The 15,910-nt window shown below is 50.8% G+C and carries 17 protein-coding genes; 11 read left to right on the top strand and 6 right to left on the bottom strand.

Features of this window, described 5'->3' with window-relative positions:
- Nucleotides 1–214: 214 nt before the first annotated feature.
- Together HLAC_RS19760 and HLAC_RS17445 are read right to left on the bottom strand one after the other, a co-directional pair.
- Nucleotides 215–1,711 (bottom strand): restriction endonuclease, encoded by a 1,497-nt coding sequence (locus HLAC_RS19760; RefSeq protein ID WP_012660315.1) that lies wholly within the window; start codon nt 1,709–1,711, stop codon nt 215–217.
- Nucleotides 1,704–2,216, bottom strand: coding sequence for a hypothetical protein (locus HLAC_RS17445; protein WP_012660314.1), 513 nt, complete (start codon nt 2,214–2,216; stop codon nt 1,704–1,706). The genes HLAC_RS19760 and HLAC_RS17445 overlap by 8 nt, the downstream gene beginning before the upstream one ends.
- 187 nt (nt 2,217–2,403) lie before the next feature.
- On the opposite strand from HLAC_RS17445, the gene HLAC_RS18595 reads away from it, so the two are divergent.
- Nucleotides 2,404–2,616, top strand: coding sequence for a winged helix-turn-helix domain-containing protein (locus HLAC_RS18595; protein ID WP_079892149.1), 213 nt, complete (start codon nt 2,404–2,406; stop codon nt 2,614–2,616).
- A 110-nt stretch (nt 2,617–2,726) separates the two neighbouring features.
- Here the strand turns inward: HLAC_RS18595 and HLAC_RS20055 are convergent, their stop codons facing one another.
- A complete protein-coding gene (locus HLAC_RS20055) occupies nt 2,727–2,933 on the bottom strand; it encodes a hypothetical protein (protein ID WP_394296238.1) in 207 nt (68 codons plus the stop codon).
- Nucleotides 2,934–3,352: 419 nt separating this feature from the next.
- Here HLAC_RS20055 and HLAC_RS18585 point away from each other — a divergent pair, with 419 nt between their 5' ends.
- The 3 genes from HLAC_RS18585 (at nt 3,353) to HLAC_RS19090 (ending at nt 4,878) form a co-directional block, all read left to right on the top strand.
- A complete protein-coding gene (locus HLAC_RS18585) occupies nt 3,353–3,982 on the top strand; it encodes a DUF7437 domain-containing protein (RefSeq protein ID WP_012660313.1) in 630 nt (209 codons plus the stop codon).
- A complete protein-coding gene (locus HLAC_RS17435; protein ID WP_012660312.1) occupies nt 3,975–4,523 on the top strand; it encodes a PIN domain-containing protein in 549 nt (182 codons plus the stop codon). Before HLAC_RS18585 ends, HLAC_RS17435 begins: the two co-directional genes overlap by 8 nt.
- A 130-nt stretch (nt 4,524–4,653) precedes the next feature.
- Nucleotides 4,654–4,878 (top strand): hypothetical protein, encoded by a 225-nt coding sequence (locus HLAC_RS19090; RefSeq protein WP_089673636.1) that lies wholly within the window; start codon nt 4,654–4,656, stop codon nt 4,876–4,878.
- 450 nt (nt 4,879–5,328) lie between these two features.
- On the opposite strand, the gene HLAC_RS17430 is transcribed toward HLAC_RS19090, so the two are convergent.
- Together HLAC_RS17430 and HLAC_RS20095 are read right to left on the bottom strand one after the other, a co-directional pair.
- Nucleotides 5,329–5,874: a hypothetical protein gene (locus tag HLAC_RS17430; RefSeq protein ID WP_012660311.1), complete on the bottom strand. Its 546-nt coding sequence runs from the start codon at nt 5,872–5,874 to the stop codon at nt 5,329–5,331.
- Nucleotides 5,875–6,717: 843 nt separating this feature from the next.
- Complete coding sequence (locus HLAC_RS20095; RefSeq protein WP_079892148.1) at nt 6,718–6,912, bottom strand: DUF7563 family protein; 195 nt, start codon at nt 6,910–6,912, stop codon at nt 6,718–6,720.
- 157 nt (nt 6,913–7,069) lie between these two features.
- Between HLAC_RS20095 and HLAC_RS18575 the strand changes: the two genes are divergently transcribed.
- The 6 genes from HLAC_RS18575 (at nt 7,070) to HLAC_RS17405 (ending at nt 12,811) form a co-directional block, all read left to right on the top strand.
- Complete coding sequence (locus HLAC_RS18575) at nt 7,070–7,402, top strand: PadR family transcriptional regulator (protein WP_012660309.1); 333 nt, start codon at nt 7,070–7,072, stop codon at nt 7,400–7,402.
- 358 nt (nt 7,403–7,760) lie between these two features.
- Nucleotides 7,761–8,030: a hypothetical protein gene (locus HLAC_RS17420; protein WP_012660308.1), complete on the top strand. Its 270-nt coding sequence runs from the start codon at nt 7,761–7,763 to the stop codon at nt 8,028–8,030.
- 270 nt (nt 8,031–8,300) lie between these two features.
- Entirely contained in the window at nt 8,301–8,585 is a 285-nt protein-coding gene (locus HLAC_RS19910; RefSeq protein ID WP_012660307.1) for a winged helix-turn-helix transcriptional regulator, read from the top strand.
- Nucleotides 8,586–8,804: 219 nt separating this feature from the next.
- Nucleotides 8,805–10,208 carry an IS701 family transposase gene (locus tag HLAC_RS18565; protein WP_012660306.1) on the top strand — a complete coding sequence of 468 codons (1,404 nt, stop codon included), beginning with the start codon at nt 8,805–8,807 and terminating at the stop codon, nt 10,206–10,208.
- Nucleotides 10,209–10,560: 352 nt separating this feature from the next.
- Nucleotides 10,561–11,592, top strand: a complete 1,032-nt coding sequence (locus HLAC_RS18560) for a methyl-accepting chemotaxis protein (RefSeq protein WP_169304940.1) — start codon at nt 10,561–10,563, stop codon at nt 11,590–11,592.
- Between the two features lie 196 nt (nt 11,593–11,788).
- Nucleotides 11,789–12,811, top strand: a complete 1,023-nt coding sequence (locus HLAC_RS17405) for a sensor histidine kinase (protein ID WP_049933988.1) — start codon at nt 11,789–11,791, stop codon at nt 12,809–12,811.
- 914 nt (nt 12,812–13,725) lie between these two features.
- Here the strand turns inward: HLAC_RS17405 and HLAC_RS18550 are convergent.
- Nucleotides 13,726–14,163, bottom strand: coding sequence for a TRAM domain-containing protein (locus tag HLAC_RS18550; protein WP_079892146.1), 438 nt, complete (start codon nt 14,161–14,163; stop codon nt 13,726–13,728).
- Nucleotides 14,164–14,682: 519 nt separating this feature from the next.
- On the opposite strand from HLAC_RS18550, the gene HLAC_RS18545 reads away from it, so the two are divergent.
- Complete coding sequence (locus HLAC_RS18545) at nt 14,683–15,660, top strand: DUF7983 family protein (RefSeq protein ID WP_012660303.1); 978 nt, start codon at nt 14,683–14,685, stop codon at nt 15,658–15,660.
- Nucleotides 15,661–15,910 lie beyond the last annotated feature (250 nt).

The raw sequence follows: 15,910 nt of genomic DNA, 5'->3' as shown, positions 1-15,910 counted from the left end.
GCGCAAAAACGCCAATAAAATAGACGGACGGTTCGGCCTCCTGCCTCGTCGTCTGGAAACCGCTTGCACGGATAATCCTAATAAATCCAGACTCAAAATTCCAGATTTTAATACGTTATGCAAAAACGATTCGAACAGGATCTGATCGAATGTTCATAATCGAGTTATACGATAATCCGATTAACCCTATTTATATATTCTATCGATTTGGTGTTCAGTCTTGCCCGTCGACGGGTCGATACTCGTGGGTCAGGCCAACAGGCTCATAGCCCGGCACATAGGTGAAGTGCTTGTCTGGCTCACCGTGGAACAAGAGAGGAAGCGGGTTCCGTTTTTCGCGGGCCGTAGAGGTAGTTGGGAACGAGATGAGATCGTCGCTGAGTGCCAAGGAGGTTGGCGCTGGGAGTGCTCCTCGGTTGAGGTCGTCGAGTTCTAAGACTCGCACTTCCCACGTGTTGGCAATTTCTTTAGCACGGTCTGTCAGCTGAGTTGTATGACACAACACGGGCATTGCTTTGGCGCTGAAGGCAAGCATACACAGCCGGAAGATCACATCTGGGGTGATCGGTCGATTTTCCCAGTCTTTGCACTGGGAGACGATCCAGTCGGTGGGGTCGTTTTGTTTGGGATCGCGGCGCGCGACGACATCGACCTCCAGTCCGTAGATCGGTTCTCGGAGTTGGGTCCGGTAGCCCCACCGCTGCAGTGAGTTACTCAGTTGATATTCGAGCCACCGTCCATCGCCATTTTGGCGGCCGTCCGTGTCGGTCCGTGGTGGGACGTCGGTAGAGGTACACAACACCGAGCGCAGTTTGTCGACTTCATGTTGGGCGCTGCTGAATTTGAGGGCACACTGTTGGCGATCCAAACTCCCGGTCTCGTCGGTGGCCTGTGTTTCCAGTTGTTCGAGGTTGCTTTGTAGGTGGTCGAGTGTTGTGTGGTAGGCCGTGATGGGATCGGCCTCGTCGGCGGTCGGCTGCCAGTCGGGATCTGCTGGAGGATCACACAGCATGTTGTGAGCATCGAGCAGCGTCGTTTGGATGTTTTGGAGACGGCGTCTGGCTTCTGTCTGTGTAGTGTCGGTGAGGTCGTCGTCGGTGGCGACCGTCTCGTTGAGTGCAGCGACCGTATGGATCGCTGTGTCGAGGCCCTCATACTCGGCCAGCGGTTGGTCGGTGGTGGTCGAGTTGGTGTCTGGGCGAGTGTCGACTAGCTCGTATTGTCGGTGTGGGCCTGCCCGTGGGCGCACGAGAAGTTCAGTTGTTGTGGGGTCGTTGCAGGGAGCTAGCAAGCGGTCATCGTAGGCTTCGAGTCCCGGATCAGGAATCCGGAGTTCGTGACTTTCGGTGTCGGTTTCGACGACCAGAAAGCCAGTGTAGCCGACGAGGTAGGCCGGGACGTTGAGACCCTGTTCGGTGATTTCGAGTGGTTCTGTGGCGTGGTCTTTGACCGAGAGTTCACAGAGCTCACCACGGTAGGTCGTTTGACCGTCTGTGAGTTCGGCAACCGAAATTTCGCGTCCGTCTTCGGCCGGGACCAACAGCAGCGTGCTCCCGGTGGCTTCGATGCGTCTGGCCGCCGAGTGAGGATCGTAGGAGACGAGCTGGCCTTTGGTTTGGGCGGTGCCGTTGGGTGTCTGCCAGGTGAGTTCGACCGTCGATTCTGGTGGGATGGTTTCGAGGTGGGCCGTGAGGGCAGCTGTGTCAGTCATCGGTCTCGAATGCCTCCAGGGTGGGCTCTGTCGACGGTGTGGACTCGGTGTGTTGGGGTGTGTTCTCAGTGGGTGTCTGTGGGGTGTTTTCTGGGAGTTCGGCGGCCACTATTTCGGTGGCCGTGGTCTGGAGTGTGTCGGCGACCTGGAGTGCCTGTTGTGGGGTCAGTTCGATTGTGGTCGACTCTCGATTGGTGATTAACCCGAGGGTCAGTGTTGGCTCGGTGGTTGCAGCTCGTGTAATTTCGAGGCTGCCGGTGGTGTAGTCGGCTTCTCGTTGGCGGGCGATGGATGTGTTGAGTTTGAGTGCTGGGCCTTGGGTTGTGGTGGTGTCCGTGTTGGTGTGCTTGTGGGAGGCTGAGTTACGTGCTTGATTCGGACGGTAGTCGTGGGCTGCAATCCGTTCTGGGAGGCCAACCACATCGTAGTTCGGACAGGCTTGGAGTTGCGGTTGGTCGCTGTGCTGTTCGACAGATTCATCTGGCGTAGATTCGGAGTCTTTCATGCTTCGTCCTGCGAAGCACGGGGTCGGTGTTGTCGCACCGGCCTCACTTTCTGAGGCAGTCCGTGCTTCTGATTAGCATTAAATCTTGATAGAACATAAACCTATGGGTAATAGGCTATTGGTATTTGGTTACTGGCTATAGACACAAGCCAATCATCTTAACATGATTGAGTAGACACCTACGTATATGAATGCGGACGATCTACGCGATGCCGACTGGGAAATTATAGAAGTTCTCCGTGAAGGGAGAAATAATGCTCCGAACATCGGTGATCGAACAGGGTATTCAAAACAATACATACGGGAGCGATTTAAGCGACTATCTGATGAAGGAATAATTACAAATATCGGGAGTGGAATTTATGAGCTTATTCCTGAAGAAGTACCCGAAAAAGATTGATATATGCCATGAAGAGAGGCCTATATCAAAGATATTTTGCCCGCAATCGAAAGAAGCCACCTCACATCTTAATATACATTGACCGATACTCTTCGATTACGAAGTGTTCCTCACGATGAAAAGTAGTCAATCTCTGAATCTGCCGCGAGTGTTTGGTTGACGATATCGAGATCTTCGAGAATTCGGTGAGTATTGGTAATTCCTTTGCCTCTTCCTCGACCAATCCGTGCTGAACGGATTACCGAATGGAAATTAAACTGCTTGAGAATTTCAGAGACACGTCGTTCCGAGACAGGGGTTGACTCGGTCGACTTGATGATTTCTGTGTACTGATTGTATACCGCCTAGGTAGGTACAGTGCCATCTTGCTGTTCGACCTGCAGTACAAGTGCAGAAAGAACCAGCTTTGCTAACTGTGTCTCGCCATTGATCAGCTCACGCTCGCAGTCTTGCATGACAGATCGAGTATACAATTTGCTCAGGTCTCTTTCCTCACCGGTGTTCAAAGACAGCCAGAGCGACCGTAACCGAGTTATTCAATAAAGCGATCATAGTCTAAACTGTGCTGTACCGAAATTAAGGGGCTAATTATCGTTGAATGGCAAGCAATGAACTATTCTCAGGGCGGTGAATTCGATAGCGGTTGTGATCCAATCCGGAACGTCTACTGAAGACATCTACTGACTGGCAATCTCTCGTGCAAACCTTTTAGTCTATAGTCCGCGAACTATGCACTATGTCGAAAGCTCCGCCCTCCACACCGTCACCGGATGCTGGACAGACAGCACATCAGTTCTTTGTTGTCCAGGAGCTATTGAGAATTCCCGAACTCGCACGGTTTTACACTGATCTGCTGATCAACTCGCCAACGACCGTCGTTGCAGCTCGTGATCGACAAGGGTTCTCAAAGAGTACAGCCTACAAATACGCCAACACACTAGCAGAGCTAGGCATCGCAACGGAACTAGACACGTACGAAAACGGATCGTCACTGTGGCGTGCTGAACCGGTAAGCGGTAACTGGACGGATCAAACAACCATCGAACTCGGCCCCGTCCTTATCGCCGTCTATGGGGCGACGAGTGTCGACGACGATCTGGAACTCTTTGTCGACCGACACGGCAAGGCGGCCCTCGCTCCTGTGGTTATGTCGACAATCGAGTATCTGAAAGGTGAAACTACCCGTCGTGGTGTTGCAGATGACCTTGATATCCCTGCCGTAGAAGCAATTGCAGTCACCCAGGTGATTGAACGTATCATCACTGTAGTCAAAGACCACGATCCGACACTAACCGGGGTTTCCTTCGACGTCGACGTCCACGACCGGGCACTCGACCAGGGGCCATACCAGCGTGCCGATGAGTGAGGTCCACCCATCGCCGTTTCCGACTGCACTCATCTGTGATACGAGTTTCCTGCGAACAATTGGTGGGACAGATAGCGATCCGTACCAGACGTTTATCGAGTACGTCCAGGCCGAGGACCGTCAGCTCTACCTGAGTCGTGGTGTCGTCGAAGAACTGACCGAACAGCGTGGATACATTAGCATTGATTGGGTCGACCGAGCAGCAACGACAGAGTGGATCACTACCGTCGACGACGTGCAACTGGGGGTGCGAGTTCACGATGGGCCTCGTGCTGGAGAAGTCATGGACCGAGTCCACGAGCGGCTGGCTAAATTCGAACAAACCGACCCAGATGTGTTACGAAAGACAGATTCAGAACTGCCTGCAGTCGCTGTGATGTTGCTCGGGTCGACATCACATGAGTCAGTCGGGATTTTGATGGATGATAGAAACGCCGAAAAAGCGATCTCTGGAGTGATTGAGAACACATACTACGAGGGGAGAGTTCGAATCATAGATATTTGGACCGCGATAGAATTCATGGAGTCACAGCAGAACTGACCACACTCGCAACGCGATATTTTATCAAACGCTGACATACAAGGCTGCAAACGTACGTATCGATATTTTGGTCTATCAGATACTGATATTTGGACCGATACAGATATTTTTACGACTGGCAACTCAAGGTATGGACGATAGCTCACCAGATTTCACAGACGACAGAATCCAACTTCGAGGAGCTATTGTTTCAGCACTCGTGGATCACAGAGCCCTCTCTACAGACGACGTTGCCTCTGTCGTTGAGGCTGATACAGAGATCGTCCAAGAACAACTGCATCTGATGGCCAATACCGGCCAGATCGAGCAACGAAAAACGGATAACCAGGATGTCTGGTTATCGTGGAAATCTTGACCTTCCTGTGTCAGGATCGATAACGGAGTGTGTCTTCACTTTGAACGTGGGGTGTGAGATAACAGCGGAAACCCGGTGTGTATTTCACTCGGCACATGAAGTGCAGTCATGACGGCCATATTATATTTAGAGCTTGAATTTGTCGCCTTATCTCACCCCATCATTCCTTTGTCTGTTGGAGGGTGTCGCGGGGTTTTGCAGCGTGGACAGTGATTATTCACGGTAGTATTGTAGACTCTGTAACATTTAATACACTTGGTTGTATTACCCCCCATTCTTAATGATTGTTTCTATAAGATATAATCTTATTTATTTATAGTGCCAATTTCCCACATTTCTGTCACTAAAAACATAAAGTGTGAGACTCCCACCTATAGTCTTCCACACACATTCTACGTCAACAGACGTGAGTCACGTTCCGCCTACAACCGACTTGGTCTGGGGACGGCATCAGTCCGGTCGTGGATCGCGATAACCGATGACGGCGACATCATCAATGAACAGGACGCTTTTCATGAAGTCGAGTTTGGTCAGGCTATGCTGGTAGAGGTTATCCGATCCCCGGTAGTTCACTGGCACGACCAGGCACCCGAACTCGATCTTCGGTCGACCATCTTTCTGGGTTCTATACCCCTTCTGGAACTTAATCAGATCGTCGCTGACGCTCTTCCGTTCGGTCTTCTCGACTTCGATGGCAATCCGGGCGTCGGCGTCGTAGAGGTCGACACTGTAATTAAATCCTAGGTGCGACCAGAGCTTACAGTTTGGGTTGTAGCCGCCAGCAGCGTCCCCTTCGTATTCGTACTGGGGGATGCCGTTGGCGATTGTGGCATCAAACCCCCCGACTTCCGTGTGTTTCGCCGATCCATCGAATACACTTGATGGGACGGCATCGACCGCTGATCGAATCAATGCAAGTGCTTCGTCCGGAAACGCCTCGGACGAGGTCTGATTGCGGCGCTCGCTTAATCGGGTAACCTTTTCGACAACGACCATATTGGCCCCCGACAGTAAGCGGGATTATAAAACCCGTTACGACGGATTTCGTACTAACTGGCCGCTATGGTACACTCTCTGGGGGTTGACAGAAGTCGTACGTGTTATCGACAGTCAGTACTGGGGTAGCAACACAACAAACTGTATTCAGACCGTTGACTATCATAATGGTTGCCTGTACTCACTGTGGCGAAGAAAATAATATTGAACTCATCCTTATGGCGGACTTCATTATTGACGAAGAAACTGGGCGACCGTATGCGATGTATCGCTACCGATGTGATACTTGTGAGAATGAGTTCGATGAAGAACTGAAATGATGGAAATAGCCACCAGAAACACGATCAATCAGACTGTTTGGATTTTAAACTGGACAGTGTTGATAGATCTATCCACTATGTCTTGCACATTCCCTCAAAGATAGTTGGATACCTAGGCTCAGTCGATCACATAGGGTTAGAGGAAGTGTCTGCTTGGACGTAGTAAGAAACCAAACCAAGTAGACAACCAGATCAAGGAAGAGCATCTGCTCAATTTTGCCGTCAACAGCCTCAATAAGAATCCTCCGATTATAGAGAAGAACAGCGGAAGCAGTGGTGTGTGTTATAACCGAGTTGTTCAACAACGCGATCAGGCTCACCAACGGTCTCAATAACTGACTCACTCTTGTGTAGAACTGCGGAAACAGGTTGATCGCTGACGAGAGATACTGCTTGAGATACCGTGTGAAACCAGATTTGTCTTCTTTCATCTCAGAGATGGCCGTCCTCTAGCCTGATGGGATCAACTCACGTCTCCCTATCGCTTCTGGGCATTTTTGAAAGCTATCAGTTTGGCAGTTAGCTACTGTGACGGTCGCTTGCCGCCACCATTACGAAGCTCACGGCCTGTCGAACAGTTCATACAGCCGTACAGCGAGCCGTCATTTGTACCGAAGACACGAACGAACTGTTTGGTGACGTACTCACCACAGTTCTGACACACACGCTGCCGAGAGTGATGTTTATTACGATTGTTCTCGATTTGGAGAGTATCCATAGAGGCTACGAGATGGATATCGTCTATATTATAAATATCCTACTACCGGTTTAGCGGGTGGTAGGCTCTGCCTACTCGCCTGTGTGTAGTCTGGGGTGTCTTGATAACAATTAATTTGTATCTAACTAATAGGTGGTCAGATATATTTTGAAGTAGAATGTCTCAGACACAGTCATTCGAACTGACTGGCTTCCAGCGTGACCTCCTGTATGTCGTCGCAGGCTCTGACCAGCCCTCGGGTCAGACGGTCCGCCGAGAGATGGAACAGTATGTCGACAACGTCAACCACGGTCGCCTGTATCCAAACCTCGATGTGTTGGTCGAACACTCGCTGGTCGAGAAAGGGAGCCAAGATCAGCGAACCAACTATTATGAAGTTACTGAGAGTGGTGAACAACTTCTCACAGATCGCTTGAAATGGGAAAATCAGTATGTGTCCGATCTACTGGAGGCTGATCAGGTTACTCTCGCCAGTTCATCGTCAGACTGACCAGGGATCCGGTTCGTTCCGGGGACCAACACAGAATACTCGCTACTGTTGTCTCGGTCGGTACAATGGGTACTCCTCTCATCTGATGGTATACCCCGACAGTGGCGCAGTGTACTAATCTGTCGATATTGTCTTTCACGCAGCACTTCAAGCAGTATCTCTCGTCAGCGACCAACCTGTTTCCAGAGCTCTACACAAGAGCGAGCAGTCCCGGCGATACCAGAGGCAGATCCGATGTGAGAACTGAACGGCTCTCTGTGGCTGGTAGTTCTGTCGTGTGTTCAGAAGAGATTGTTCGATAGTTTTCTGATCAGATTTTTAAATAGCCGGAGAAAGTATCTCAAACGAACGCTCACAAATGCCATCCGAAGGAGACCCAGCACTCCCGGACTGGATCGAAAATGCGTATCTCCCTCTTGAGCGGTATCTCTGTGAACAGTCAGATCAAGACGCATTTACACACCACCAAGCAACAGAACTCATCGCTGAAGCCAATCCAGACTTTCGGGATACCGATATCGACCACGCCCTCAATTACCTACACAACCACGGTTGGCTCTACAAAGTCGACGATCTGTTATTCATCACCGAGTTACAGTGTGCGAAATTCGAGGAATCGACCGAGTGACTATCTCTCGACTATCGTGCCCTCAGCTGGAATCTGAGGATTCGACTTAGTCGTCTCTCGTTGGGTGGCGACTGTCGACCCATCACCCGCTGACCGACGAGCTGTCGACTCCGTGTCAAGGTCCCAAAACTGTTGAACACCTTTCGGAGGCTCCGATAAAGTTCGCAATAGGCGAGGTACCGAGTGACCTGTTTCATACTGTTTGAACAGTCGCACACGCGAGTGCTGTAAGTCAGTAATATTATACAATCAAGCCGACAACCTCACCTAATGACCACACAGGGGGAACTCCAGATAGCATCGTTTACAGAGTTACGAGATGCGATTCAAGATCTCCCACCAAGTGCCAAGTTAGTTGCTCTTATTCTCAAACATGAAGGAACACTCTCCCAACGAGAAATCGCCACAAAGTCACACCTCTCAGAACGAACCGTACGGTACGGTCTCAATGAGTTACAACAAGTCGACGTCGTCGAATCGAGAACATCACTGCAGGACGCCCGCAAACGTCTCTATACACTTACTGTCAGAGATTCCCATCAAGACAGCCGATAGTCATGGCTGATGAGGCGCATCGAGCGACTCCGTGGTGATGGTGATCACGCCGAGATCAATGAGCTGGCGAAGTATCCGGCCGAAGGCTGGATCTGAGGAGGGCGCATCTCCTCATTTGGGATCGTAGACCGTAGCTATAGGAACGTTCCACGTTTCTACATAACACTACTTCTGCGGTTCAACGGCGGCGCTATCTCTGCTCATCTCCTGTGGCTCTGTATGAACAGTGTTTCGTTTGGTATGCGAACTCCGAAAACCGCCATCCGACGGTTTCTTGCCTCTCTTCGGGGCGCGTTTACGACGCGCCCCGATGGATCAACGTGGTCACGTGCAGCCAACACGTGGAATGTTGCTCCTGCCTACGTTGAAGGGCTGATTCGACCTGGTAGTCACAAAACTTTTCGAGGAATTGGCAAACGGCTTGCAATCAACGAACACCGCATTAGACGCTTCATTAGCGAAAGTCCATGGGAATATGAGGCTGTCCAGAATCATCTCAATCAACAAATCCCAGAGACGATCGCATCGCCAGCGGCGATGCTGATCGTCGATGATGTTGATATGCTCAAACAAGGTCATCATAGTGTGGGTGTCAAGCGTCAGTACGCCGGATCAATCGGGAAGATTGCTTCCTGTCAGGTTGGCGTTGACCTTGTGGCAGCGGTTCCGGGCGAGGCCCGGAACGCCGACCAAATCACGTGGCCACTTGGCTTGGAGTTGTATCTTCCCCGTAAGTGGGTTGAAGATGACGAATTTGAAGACCGGCGACAGCAGTGCGATATTCCTGAAGACATTCGTTTCCGGACGAAGCCAGAGATCGCGATTGGTCTTGTTTCGCGTGCACGGAAAGCGTCGGTCCCCCACGCCTGCGTGGGGGCCGACTCGGGGTATGGGAAATATCTCTCATTCCGAACTCAACTCAGAGAATGGAATGAACCCTATATACTCGGTGTCAGACCAAAAGCTCTGCCTGTTATTCCAGAATCAACTCCGATTGAGGAACTTGGACGGGGGTCGGGACGTGGCCGACCCCCGTCCGAACCACGATATCCTGAGGACGTGATTCCCCAGTCCGCTGTAGAGATCTGTGCTGACCTTGATGATGAAGATTGGAGGGAGATAACGTGGGCAGAAGGAACGAAAGAACCGCTTACTGGGCGGTTCTTTCGTACACGCGTTTGTGTTGTGAAGAGCGTGGCAAAACGCCGAATTTCAGACGAAAGAGGGTGGCTTCTAATAGAGGATGCTGAAGATAAGTTGCGAGCGTGGCTGTGCTGGGGAGTTGACGAGTGGAGCTTAGAAGAGTTAGTGAGATATGCCCATCTTCGATGGGCAATCGAGCGTTTTCACGAAGACGCCAAACAGGTACTCGGATTGGATCAATTCGAAGGCCGTACGTGGAAAGGATGGCATCACCACGTGACGATTGTCTTGCTTACGCATGCGTTTATATCATCCGAGCGGGCCGCGCAAAGCGCGACCGCTCGGCTCCCTCCGTTTCCCAAAGTTGCTCGAGAACTGGTCTACGAAATGGCTACACAGATTGCAGAACACAAGGGGCTGAGACGAGAGAAAGCGAGAGATATCGGCGCGGCTATGGTGAGGGGGTTGACTGATTGGTGATCAACCGCAGAAGTAGTGATAAGAGCGAGCAGTCTTAGCGATACCAAGTGCAGGTGCGATGTGAGAACAGATCGAGTCTCTATGGCTCTTATTTCGACTAGGTGAGTTGTAGAGACCAATGTACAAACTGAGATACATAGGATTCAATATGACTATTGTAATGAATAATTTGCCAATAGGTAATCTTATTATCATTTGCTGTCTTGGCATAGATATGCTCAAAAGCATAATTCGAACATTTGTCCCGAATAGTAGCAAAAGTAGTGTCGAAGACCAACCTGAAGACAGTTCTAGATCGACAAACACGGGTAAAATAGGCTGTGTGGGTCAAAAGATGAATTGCAGATCAGGTGTGACAGATCCCCCTTCACAGCAGATGAGATCAGATGGAGGAGTTCAATCCGAAACCGCACCACAGGTCGCCAATCAACAGTCCCCTGTCGGAACCCAACAATCTTCGCAGCCTCAAAGTGCTCGTGCCGATAGTGATAAGGTTGTAATCGAGCGTGATCGGCTCGAAGAACTTCAAACGTCCACCCACGAACTTACTGCGGCTGCCGAACAGATTGCCGAAAGCACCGATGAGATAAGCGGTGTTGCTAGCGAACAGGCGAATAATATGACAGAGGTTGCGGATGAGGCCTCTGATCTGAGTGCCACTATCGAGGAAATTGCATCCAGCTCCGAAGAGGTACGGAGCGAAAGCAGTAATGCTCGTCAAATGGCCGAACAAAGCCAAGAGGCTGCCAGTGACGCTATCGATGCCATGGGTGAGGTCGACACAGCTGCAGCCAATGTTGAGGACGATATTCAGACACTCCAAGAACGGATGGAAGAGATCGATGAAGTCGTCACCGTCATCCAAGATATAGCTGAACAGACGAACCTGCTCGCGCTCAACGCCTCAATCGAAGCCGCTCGTGCTGGCGAAGCTGGCGAAGGCTTTGCTGTCGTCGCCGACGAAATCAAAACCCTAGCCGAGGAAACCCAAGAGCAGGCTGTCGACATTGAGGAAATGGCCAGCCGTGTTAAATCTGATACAAAACAGACTGTCGAGAGTATCGACCAGGCCAACGATAGCATCGACAACGGGATCGAAGAGGTCGACAATGCCATTGACAATCTCGATCGGATTGTCGAAGCTGTCGGTGAGATCGACGACGGGATTGCCGAGATTGCCGATGCAACCGACCAACAGGCAGCCAGTACCGAGGAGATCGCCTCCATGACCAACGACGCCAGCAATAAGGCACGTATGTTCGCAAGCGAGATTGACGAACTCGCCGCCGCCAATGAAGAACAGACTGCCGAAGTAACCGAGATTGCCCAGCTTGTCGATACATTCAGCGACGACTGGGACACCGAGTTCGAAGCTAGTCAATAAGACACAATGTGTGACATCAAGACGGTTAAGACACTAACCAGCCGTTTTGACGTCACTATCGAAGACCACCGATCAAGTAGGAAGGCAGTCAGTATTGTCATGATCTGTTCAACAAGTACGACAACTCCGTCTTCGAAACACGAGGCGGATACCCTCAGCACCCAAAAAGATACGATCGAGTGTTGATCCCATTCCTATGACAGCCCAGCAATTGACAACGACCACGAATCACTTCGAATCGCTATTCAATCAATTAAATGACCCCACTGTGGAGTTCAAATTAGAAGATGACGAGCCGATCATCGTCCAGGCGAACGCGGCGTTCCGTGAGGTGTTCTGTGCGGATGAGTCGGTCACAGGTCTGCCGCTCAACGAACTGATAGTACCGGACGACCAGCGTGATGAGGCCAAAACCTTTGATCAGCGAACAGCCGATGGGAAGCCGAACCGAGCGGTTATTGAACGGATGACTTCCAATGGTCCCCGAAAGTTCCTGTACCGAGGCGTCCCAACAGGGGAGGAGCATGGATTTGCAATCTACAGTGATATTACTGATAAGCTCCGTCGGGAACGATACCTCGATGTCCTTCAGCGTGTCCTCCGTCACAACTTACGCAACGACGTGAACATCATCACTGCCTACAGTAAGCATGCCGTCGAGTCTGCAGAAAACGAACAGACTCGTGAAGCCCTCGAATCAGTTATTGAAACCGCCGACAGTCTTACCCAGCTGTGTTCAGAGGCAAATACGATCCGAAAAGTCCTCGACGAGCCCACATCAGTAGAGCCAACCGATCTTCATGCGGTCATCAAAACAGTTGAGGAAGATTGCCGAGAACGGTTCTCAGAGGCCGATATTACCGTCGACTGTCCTCGTGATCTTACCGTAGTAGCCGACAAGCGACTACAGATCGTTGTCGACAGTCTACTAGATAATGCAATTCGACACAACACGTCGTCGATACCAAAAGCAATCATCTCTGCAAATGTCGACGACGATATGGTTGAATTGATCGTCGCTGACAACGGTCCCGGAATTCCGCAGACCGAACGTCAAATCGTCACAGAAAGCATGGACGTCTCGCCATTAAAACATGGTAGCGGACTAGGGTTATGGCTCGTCAAATGGCTCACTGAACGCTACGGTGGCAGCCTTGAGATCGAAATTCCTGAAGACTTCGGGACTGCCGTTCGGCTTCGGCTTCCTCGAAGTAGCTAGGTGAGTACAATTGAGTATAGGCTAGACGACCATGTCGACGGCGACAGATCAGTCATATAGAAAACACTTCTGAACGGCGGTAACCAATGATTAGAGGGAGAATGCGAGTCGTTGGTTGCCAAGCCGTCCTCGGGGTGAGATTGTGTGGACAACTTTCTTTACGTCGACTCTCGGGGGCAACTGTTCAACCGGTGTGATTATCCGGGCTCGACAGCCTGGTTCGACCTCTACCTGTCTGGAGAAACAGCCAGCACCCAACCGCGATGGATCGAGTGAGAGATTGGCCTGTCTGTATGTGTAGCCATCGCTACCGATGAATTTGGTCTGTCTGCTCATCCAGTGAATGGGAGCATTACTCGTGTTTTCAACATCGAACAACGCACAAGTGCGTGTAGAACTGACAATCCCGTTGCGTTGGTGTGCGTAGACAAGGTCGTCAATCCGCACTTGGGCAACTCCAACAAGTGTTGCTGTTATGTCCCCAGTCTCGATGGTGAGTGGTTCGCCCGTAAGCACCTGAATCCGATCAGCCACAGAACTGCTTTGTGTAGCAGTTTCGGTGGCTCTATCCGTATCTACGGAGATATCTCGCCACTCAACCGATTCGGACGTCCCTGTTTCAACTGTCGGTTCAGCAGTCTGTTTCCTGTCCACAGTATCTAATCGGTTGATTTCACGAGACATATATAATGGTCAATATACAATATAATAAATATTAGGATCAAGTGGAACCGCGCTGTTTAATTCAGAAAATGTGAGAAACATGCACATTATAAGTACTTTTGAACAGACTACATACAGGATTCTCAGATGATACTAAACATTTGTTATCGAAGAAACTAATTTTCCAAACAGCCACTTAGCTACTGATGTAGTCTTTTAGTTTTAGCAGAATTCAGTCGACGTGATATAGTCTAATTTGAAGCCATGGAGTCGGCACTACCGAGATGTTCGAGCACGTGTGCAAACGCAACTGTCTCTCGCACCGTTTCGATTTTAATCCGAACCCGCTGTCCTTTCTTGGTCTCAGGAACGATTACGACGAAACCACGCTCTACGCGGGCAAGACCATCTCCTTGATCTCCTAACTCCGAGACCTCGACAACCCGATTTTCGCCTTTGCTTACGGGTGGCTGATCAGTCTCCGGTTGCTGATCGTGGGTATCGCTTGATTGTGAAGGAGCCGACTGTGAGGGGTTCTCAGCGGTCCCGACAAGTGCAACTTGGTAATCTTCAGCAGAGTCGACGTAGCCGACATCAACTTCCTGTTTAGGTACTTCAAGAACGTACGATTGGTCGTGTTCTTCGACTTCAGCAGTAAACAGACAGGTGAGTTCTTCGGAGATATCCATTGAGAGTTCGTAATAAGCACTGCGATAACAAGGAACTTGAGACTGTCGAGAGAATCGATCCCTAACTCACAACATATTCAGCAACCGACTGCTGTTCACACACTGGACAGACTGTCGTTCCCGACTCCACCGTCGACCCACATCTCCGACACTCAGAGTAGGTCTGATCTCGTCGACCACCAAACAAAGTGCTGAGCTGTGGTACCCTCATATCACACTGTGAGACAGCAACACAACATAAAGATACATGACTGTTCACGCTACTGTCATCCGCCACGTCGTCCAAGCAGTGAGTGAACCACACAAAATACACCGCAAAATCCGTGAGACCTACACAATGACGGAGTGTAGGTCACGGCTTGATCGTTGGGTGGGTCCCCGCTGACGCTCCGGCCCTCCAAGACGGAGCGCAACTTGGAATATTCACTCCAGAAACAATAATGGTTGGCAACATTACACAAGAATACAACAGGATACAGTCGACACTAGCATTTTGTCTCCCGAAGCTAACGTATTCATATGCCATTCTCCGTCACCTGGCACACGATTCTCGACGAACTAGACGAGGTGCCACCCGATACGTCCTTCCATACCCCACTGTCTGAAAAGCCATTCCGCCTCCAAGACGTCCAAGAACATCGACTCCTCATCTCCTACCGTGAGCAAGACACTACTATTCCACTCAAACGGGACCAATTCGAGACTCTCTATCAACGGATCTCTGAGTCCCCACAGCCCTTTGATCTTGATCGTCTCCCAGCTGATGCCGAACCCTACGCTACCATCATCTCTGTACATCCACGCTTCGAGATCGACCAACGCGAGGGTGTGCTGAAAAACACCGATTCACCTACCCCCTCCTCGCTCGTCGACGCCTCACTTACTGTCGAAAACCAAGACCACAAAACCGTCCGTGAGGAACCCGACCTCCCACTCTACTCGGATTCGTTGCTCTTGATCGATGCCCTCGAACGCTATGAGCCGACCGACCTCGAAACGATGGAAACCTCTGAGCTGGTCAATCTCTATACGCTCTGCTCGGATGTTCAGCGCAATGCTGACGATCTCCGCCAGAACGTTCGCTCGCTTCTCCTCGACCGCCTCCACCACGATCAACCCGTCCATGGTCAGTATGGCTCTGTTCAGCGCACCAGTCGACGCAATCGAACCCTCAAAGACGACCAGACCGTCATCGAACTACTCGAAGACCAAGGTATTGATCGCGAACGTGTTACCACCGTCGACAGCTCCAAAGTCGACGAGGCACTCGAAGTCACCGACCTCTCTGAATCGGATCTCTACGAGATCAACGAAAGCCAGTACGTCCGCAAAGCCGATGTCGACGAAGAGCGTAAAGAATCCCGCCTCCAGGGCCTCAAAGATCAACTCGCTGCTGCTGACAACCCAGAGACTGACCAACTCCAAGACGAAATTGAAGAGCTCGAAGCCCGTATCGACGAACTCACCAGTTTTAGCTCTGCAAGCGAAGTCGACTGAAAACCCTCTCAGCAAGGAGTGGTGAACATGAGAAAGCAGACCACAAGCCGGTGATGGGAACGGCTTGGGTCAATCAGGGCCGATCTGGAGCCGGGTACTGTGGTAAGGCGTGATGAGAAGTTGTACTACCCTATGCAATTACTGCCAAAGGGTCGACAATGGCTCCAAACGCCAGCGTCGACCCTCACTATAGCCGTAATTCAGACCGACACCCCCTTGACACTCATTACCATAACCATGAGGACACTGG

The sequence above is a fragment of the Halorubrum lacusprofundi ATCC 49239 genome (assembly GCF_000022205.1).
Taxonomy (GTDB): Archaea; Halobacteriota; Halobacteria; order Halobacteriales; family Haloferacaceae; genus Halorubrum; species Halorubrum lacusprofundi.
The sequence above is the reverse complement of the archived record's forward strand: the minus strand, read 5'-3'. Positions and strand labels throughout refer to the sequence as shown.

Bases quoted from the DNA above. Each gene is read 5' to 3' on its own strand.
- HLAC_RS17405 (WP_049933988.1), top strand. From the start codon at position 11,789: ATGACAGCCCAGCAATTGACAACGACCACGAATCACTTCGAATCGCTA.
- HLAC_RS20095 (WP_079892148.1), bottom strand. From the start codon at position 6,912: ATGGATACTCTCCAAATCGAGAACAATCGTAATAAACATCACTCTCGG.
- HLAC_RS19760 (WP_012660315.1), bottom strand. From the start codon at position 1,711: ATGACTGACACAGCTGCCCTCACGGCCCACCTCGAAACCATCCCACCA.
- HLAC_RS18585 (WP_012660313.1), top strand. From the start codon at position 3,353: ATGTCGAAAGCTCCGCCCTCCACACCGTCACCGGATGCTGGACAGACA.
- HLAC_RS17435 (WP_012660312.1), top strand. From the start codon at position 3,975: ATGAGTGAGGTCCACCCATCGCCGTTTCCGACTGCACTCATCTGTGAT.
- HLAC_RS18595 (WP_079892149.1), top strand. From the start codon at position 2,404: ATGAATGCGGACGATCTACGCGATGCCGACTGGGAAATTATAGAAGTT.
- HLAC_RS17430 (WP_012660311.1), bottom strand. From the start codon at position 5,874: ATGGTCGTTGTCGAAAAGGTTACCCGATTAAGCGAGCGCCGCAATCAG.
- HLAC_RS17445 (WP_012660314.1), bottom strand. From the start codon at position 2,216: ATGAAAGACTCCGAATCTACGCCAGATGAATCTGTCGAACAGCACAGC.
- HLAC_RS18565 (WP_012660306.1), top strand. From the start codon at position 8,805: ATGAACAGTGTTTCGTTTGGTATGCGAACTCCGAAAACCGCCATCCGA.
- HLAC_RS18545 (WP_012660303.1), top strand. From the start codon at position 14,683: ATGCCATTCTCCGTCACCTGGCACACGATTCTCGACGAACTAGACGAG.
- HLAC_RS17420 (WP_012660308.1), top strand. From the start codon at position 7,761: ATGCCATCCGAAGGAGACCCAGCACTCCCGGACTGGATCGAAAATGCG.
- HLAC_RS19910 (WP_012660307.1), top strand. From the start codon at position 8,301: ATGACCACACAGGGGGAACTCCAGATAGCATCGTTTACAGAGTTACGA.
- HLAC_RS18575 (WP_012660309.1), top strand. From the start codon at position 7,070: ATGTCTCAGACACAGTCATTCGAACTGACTGGCTTCCAGCGTGACCTC.
- HLAC_RS19090 (WP_089673636.1), top strand. From the start codon at position 4,654: ATGGACGATAGCTCACCAGATTTCACAGACGACAGAATCCAACTTCGA.
- HLAC_RS18550 (WP_079892146.1), bottom strand. From the start codon at position 14,163: ATGGATATCTCCGAAGAACTCACCTGTCTGTTTACTGCTGAAGTCGAA.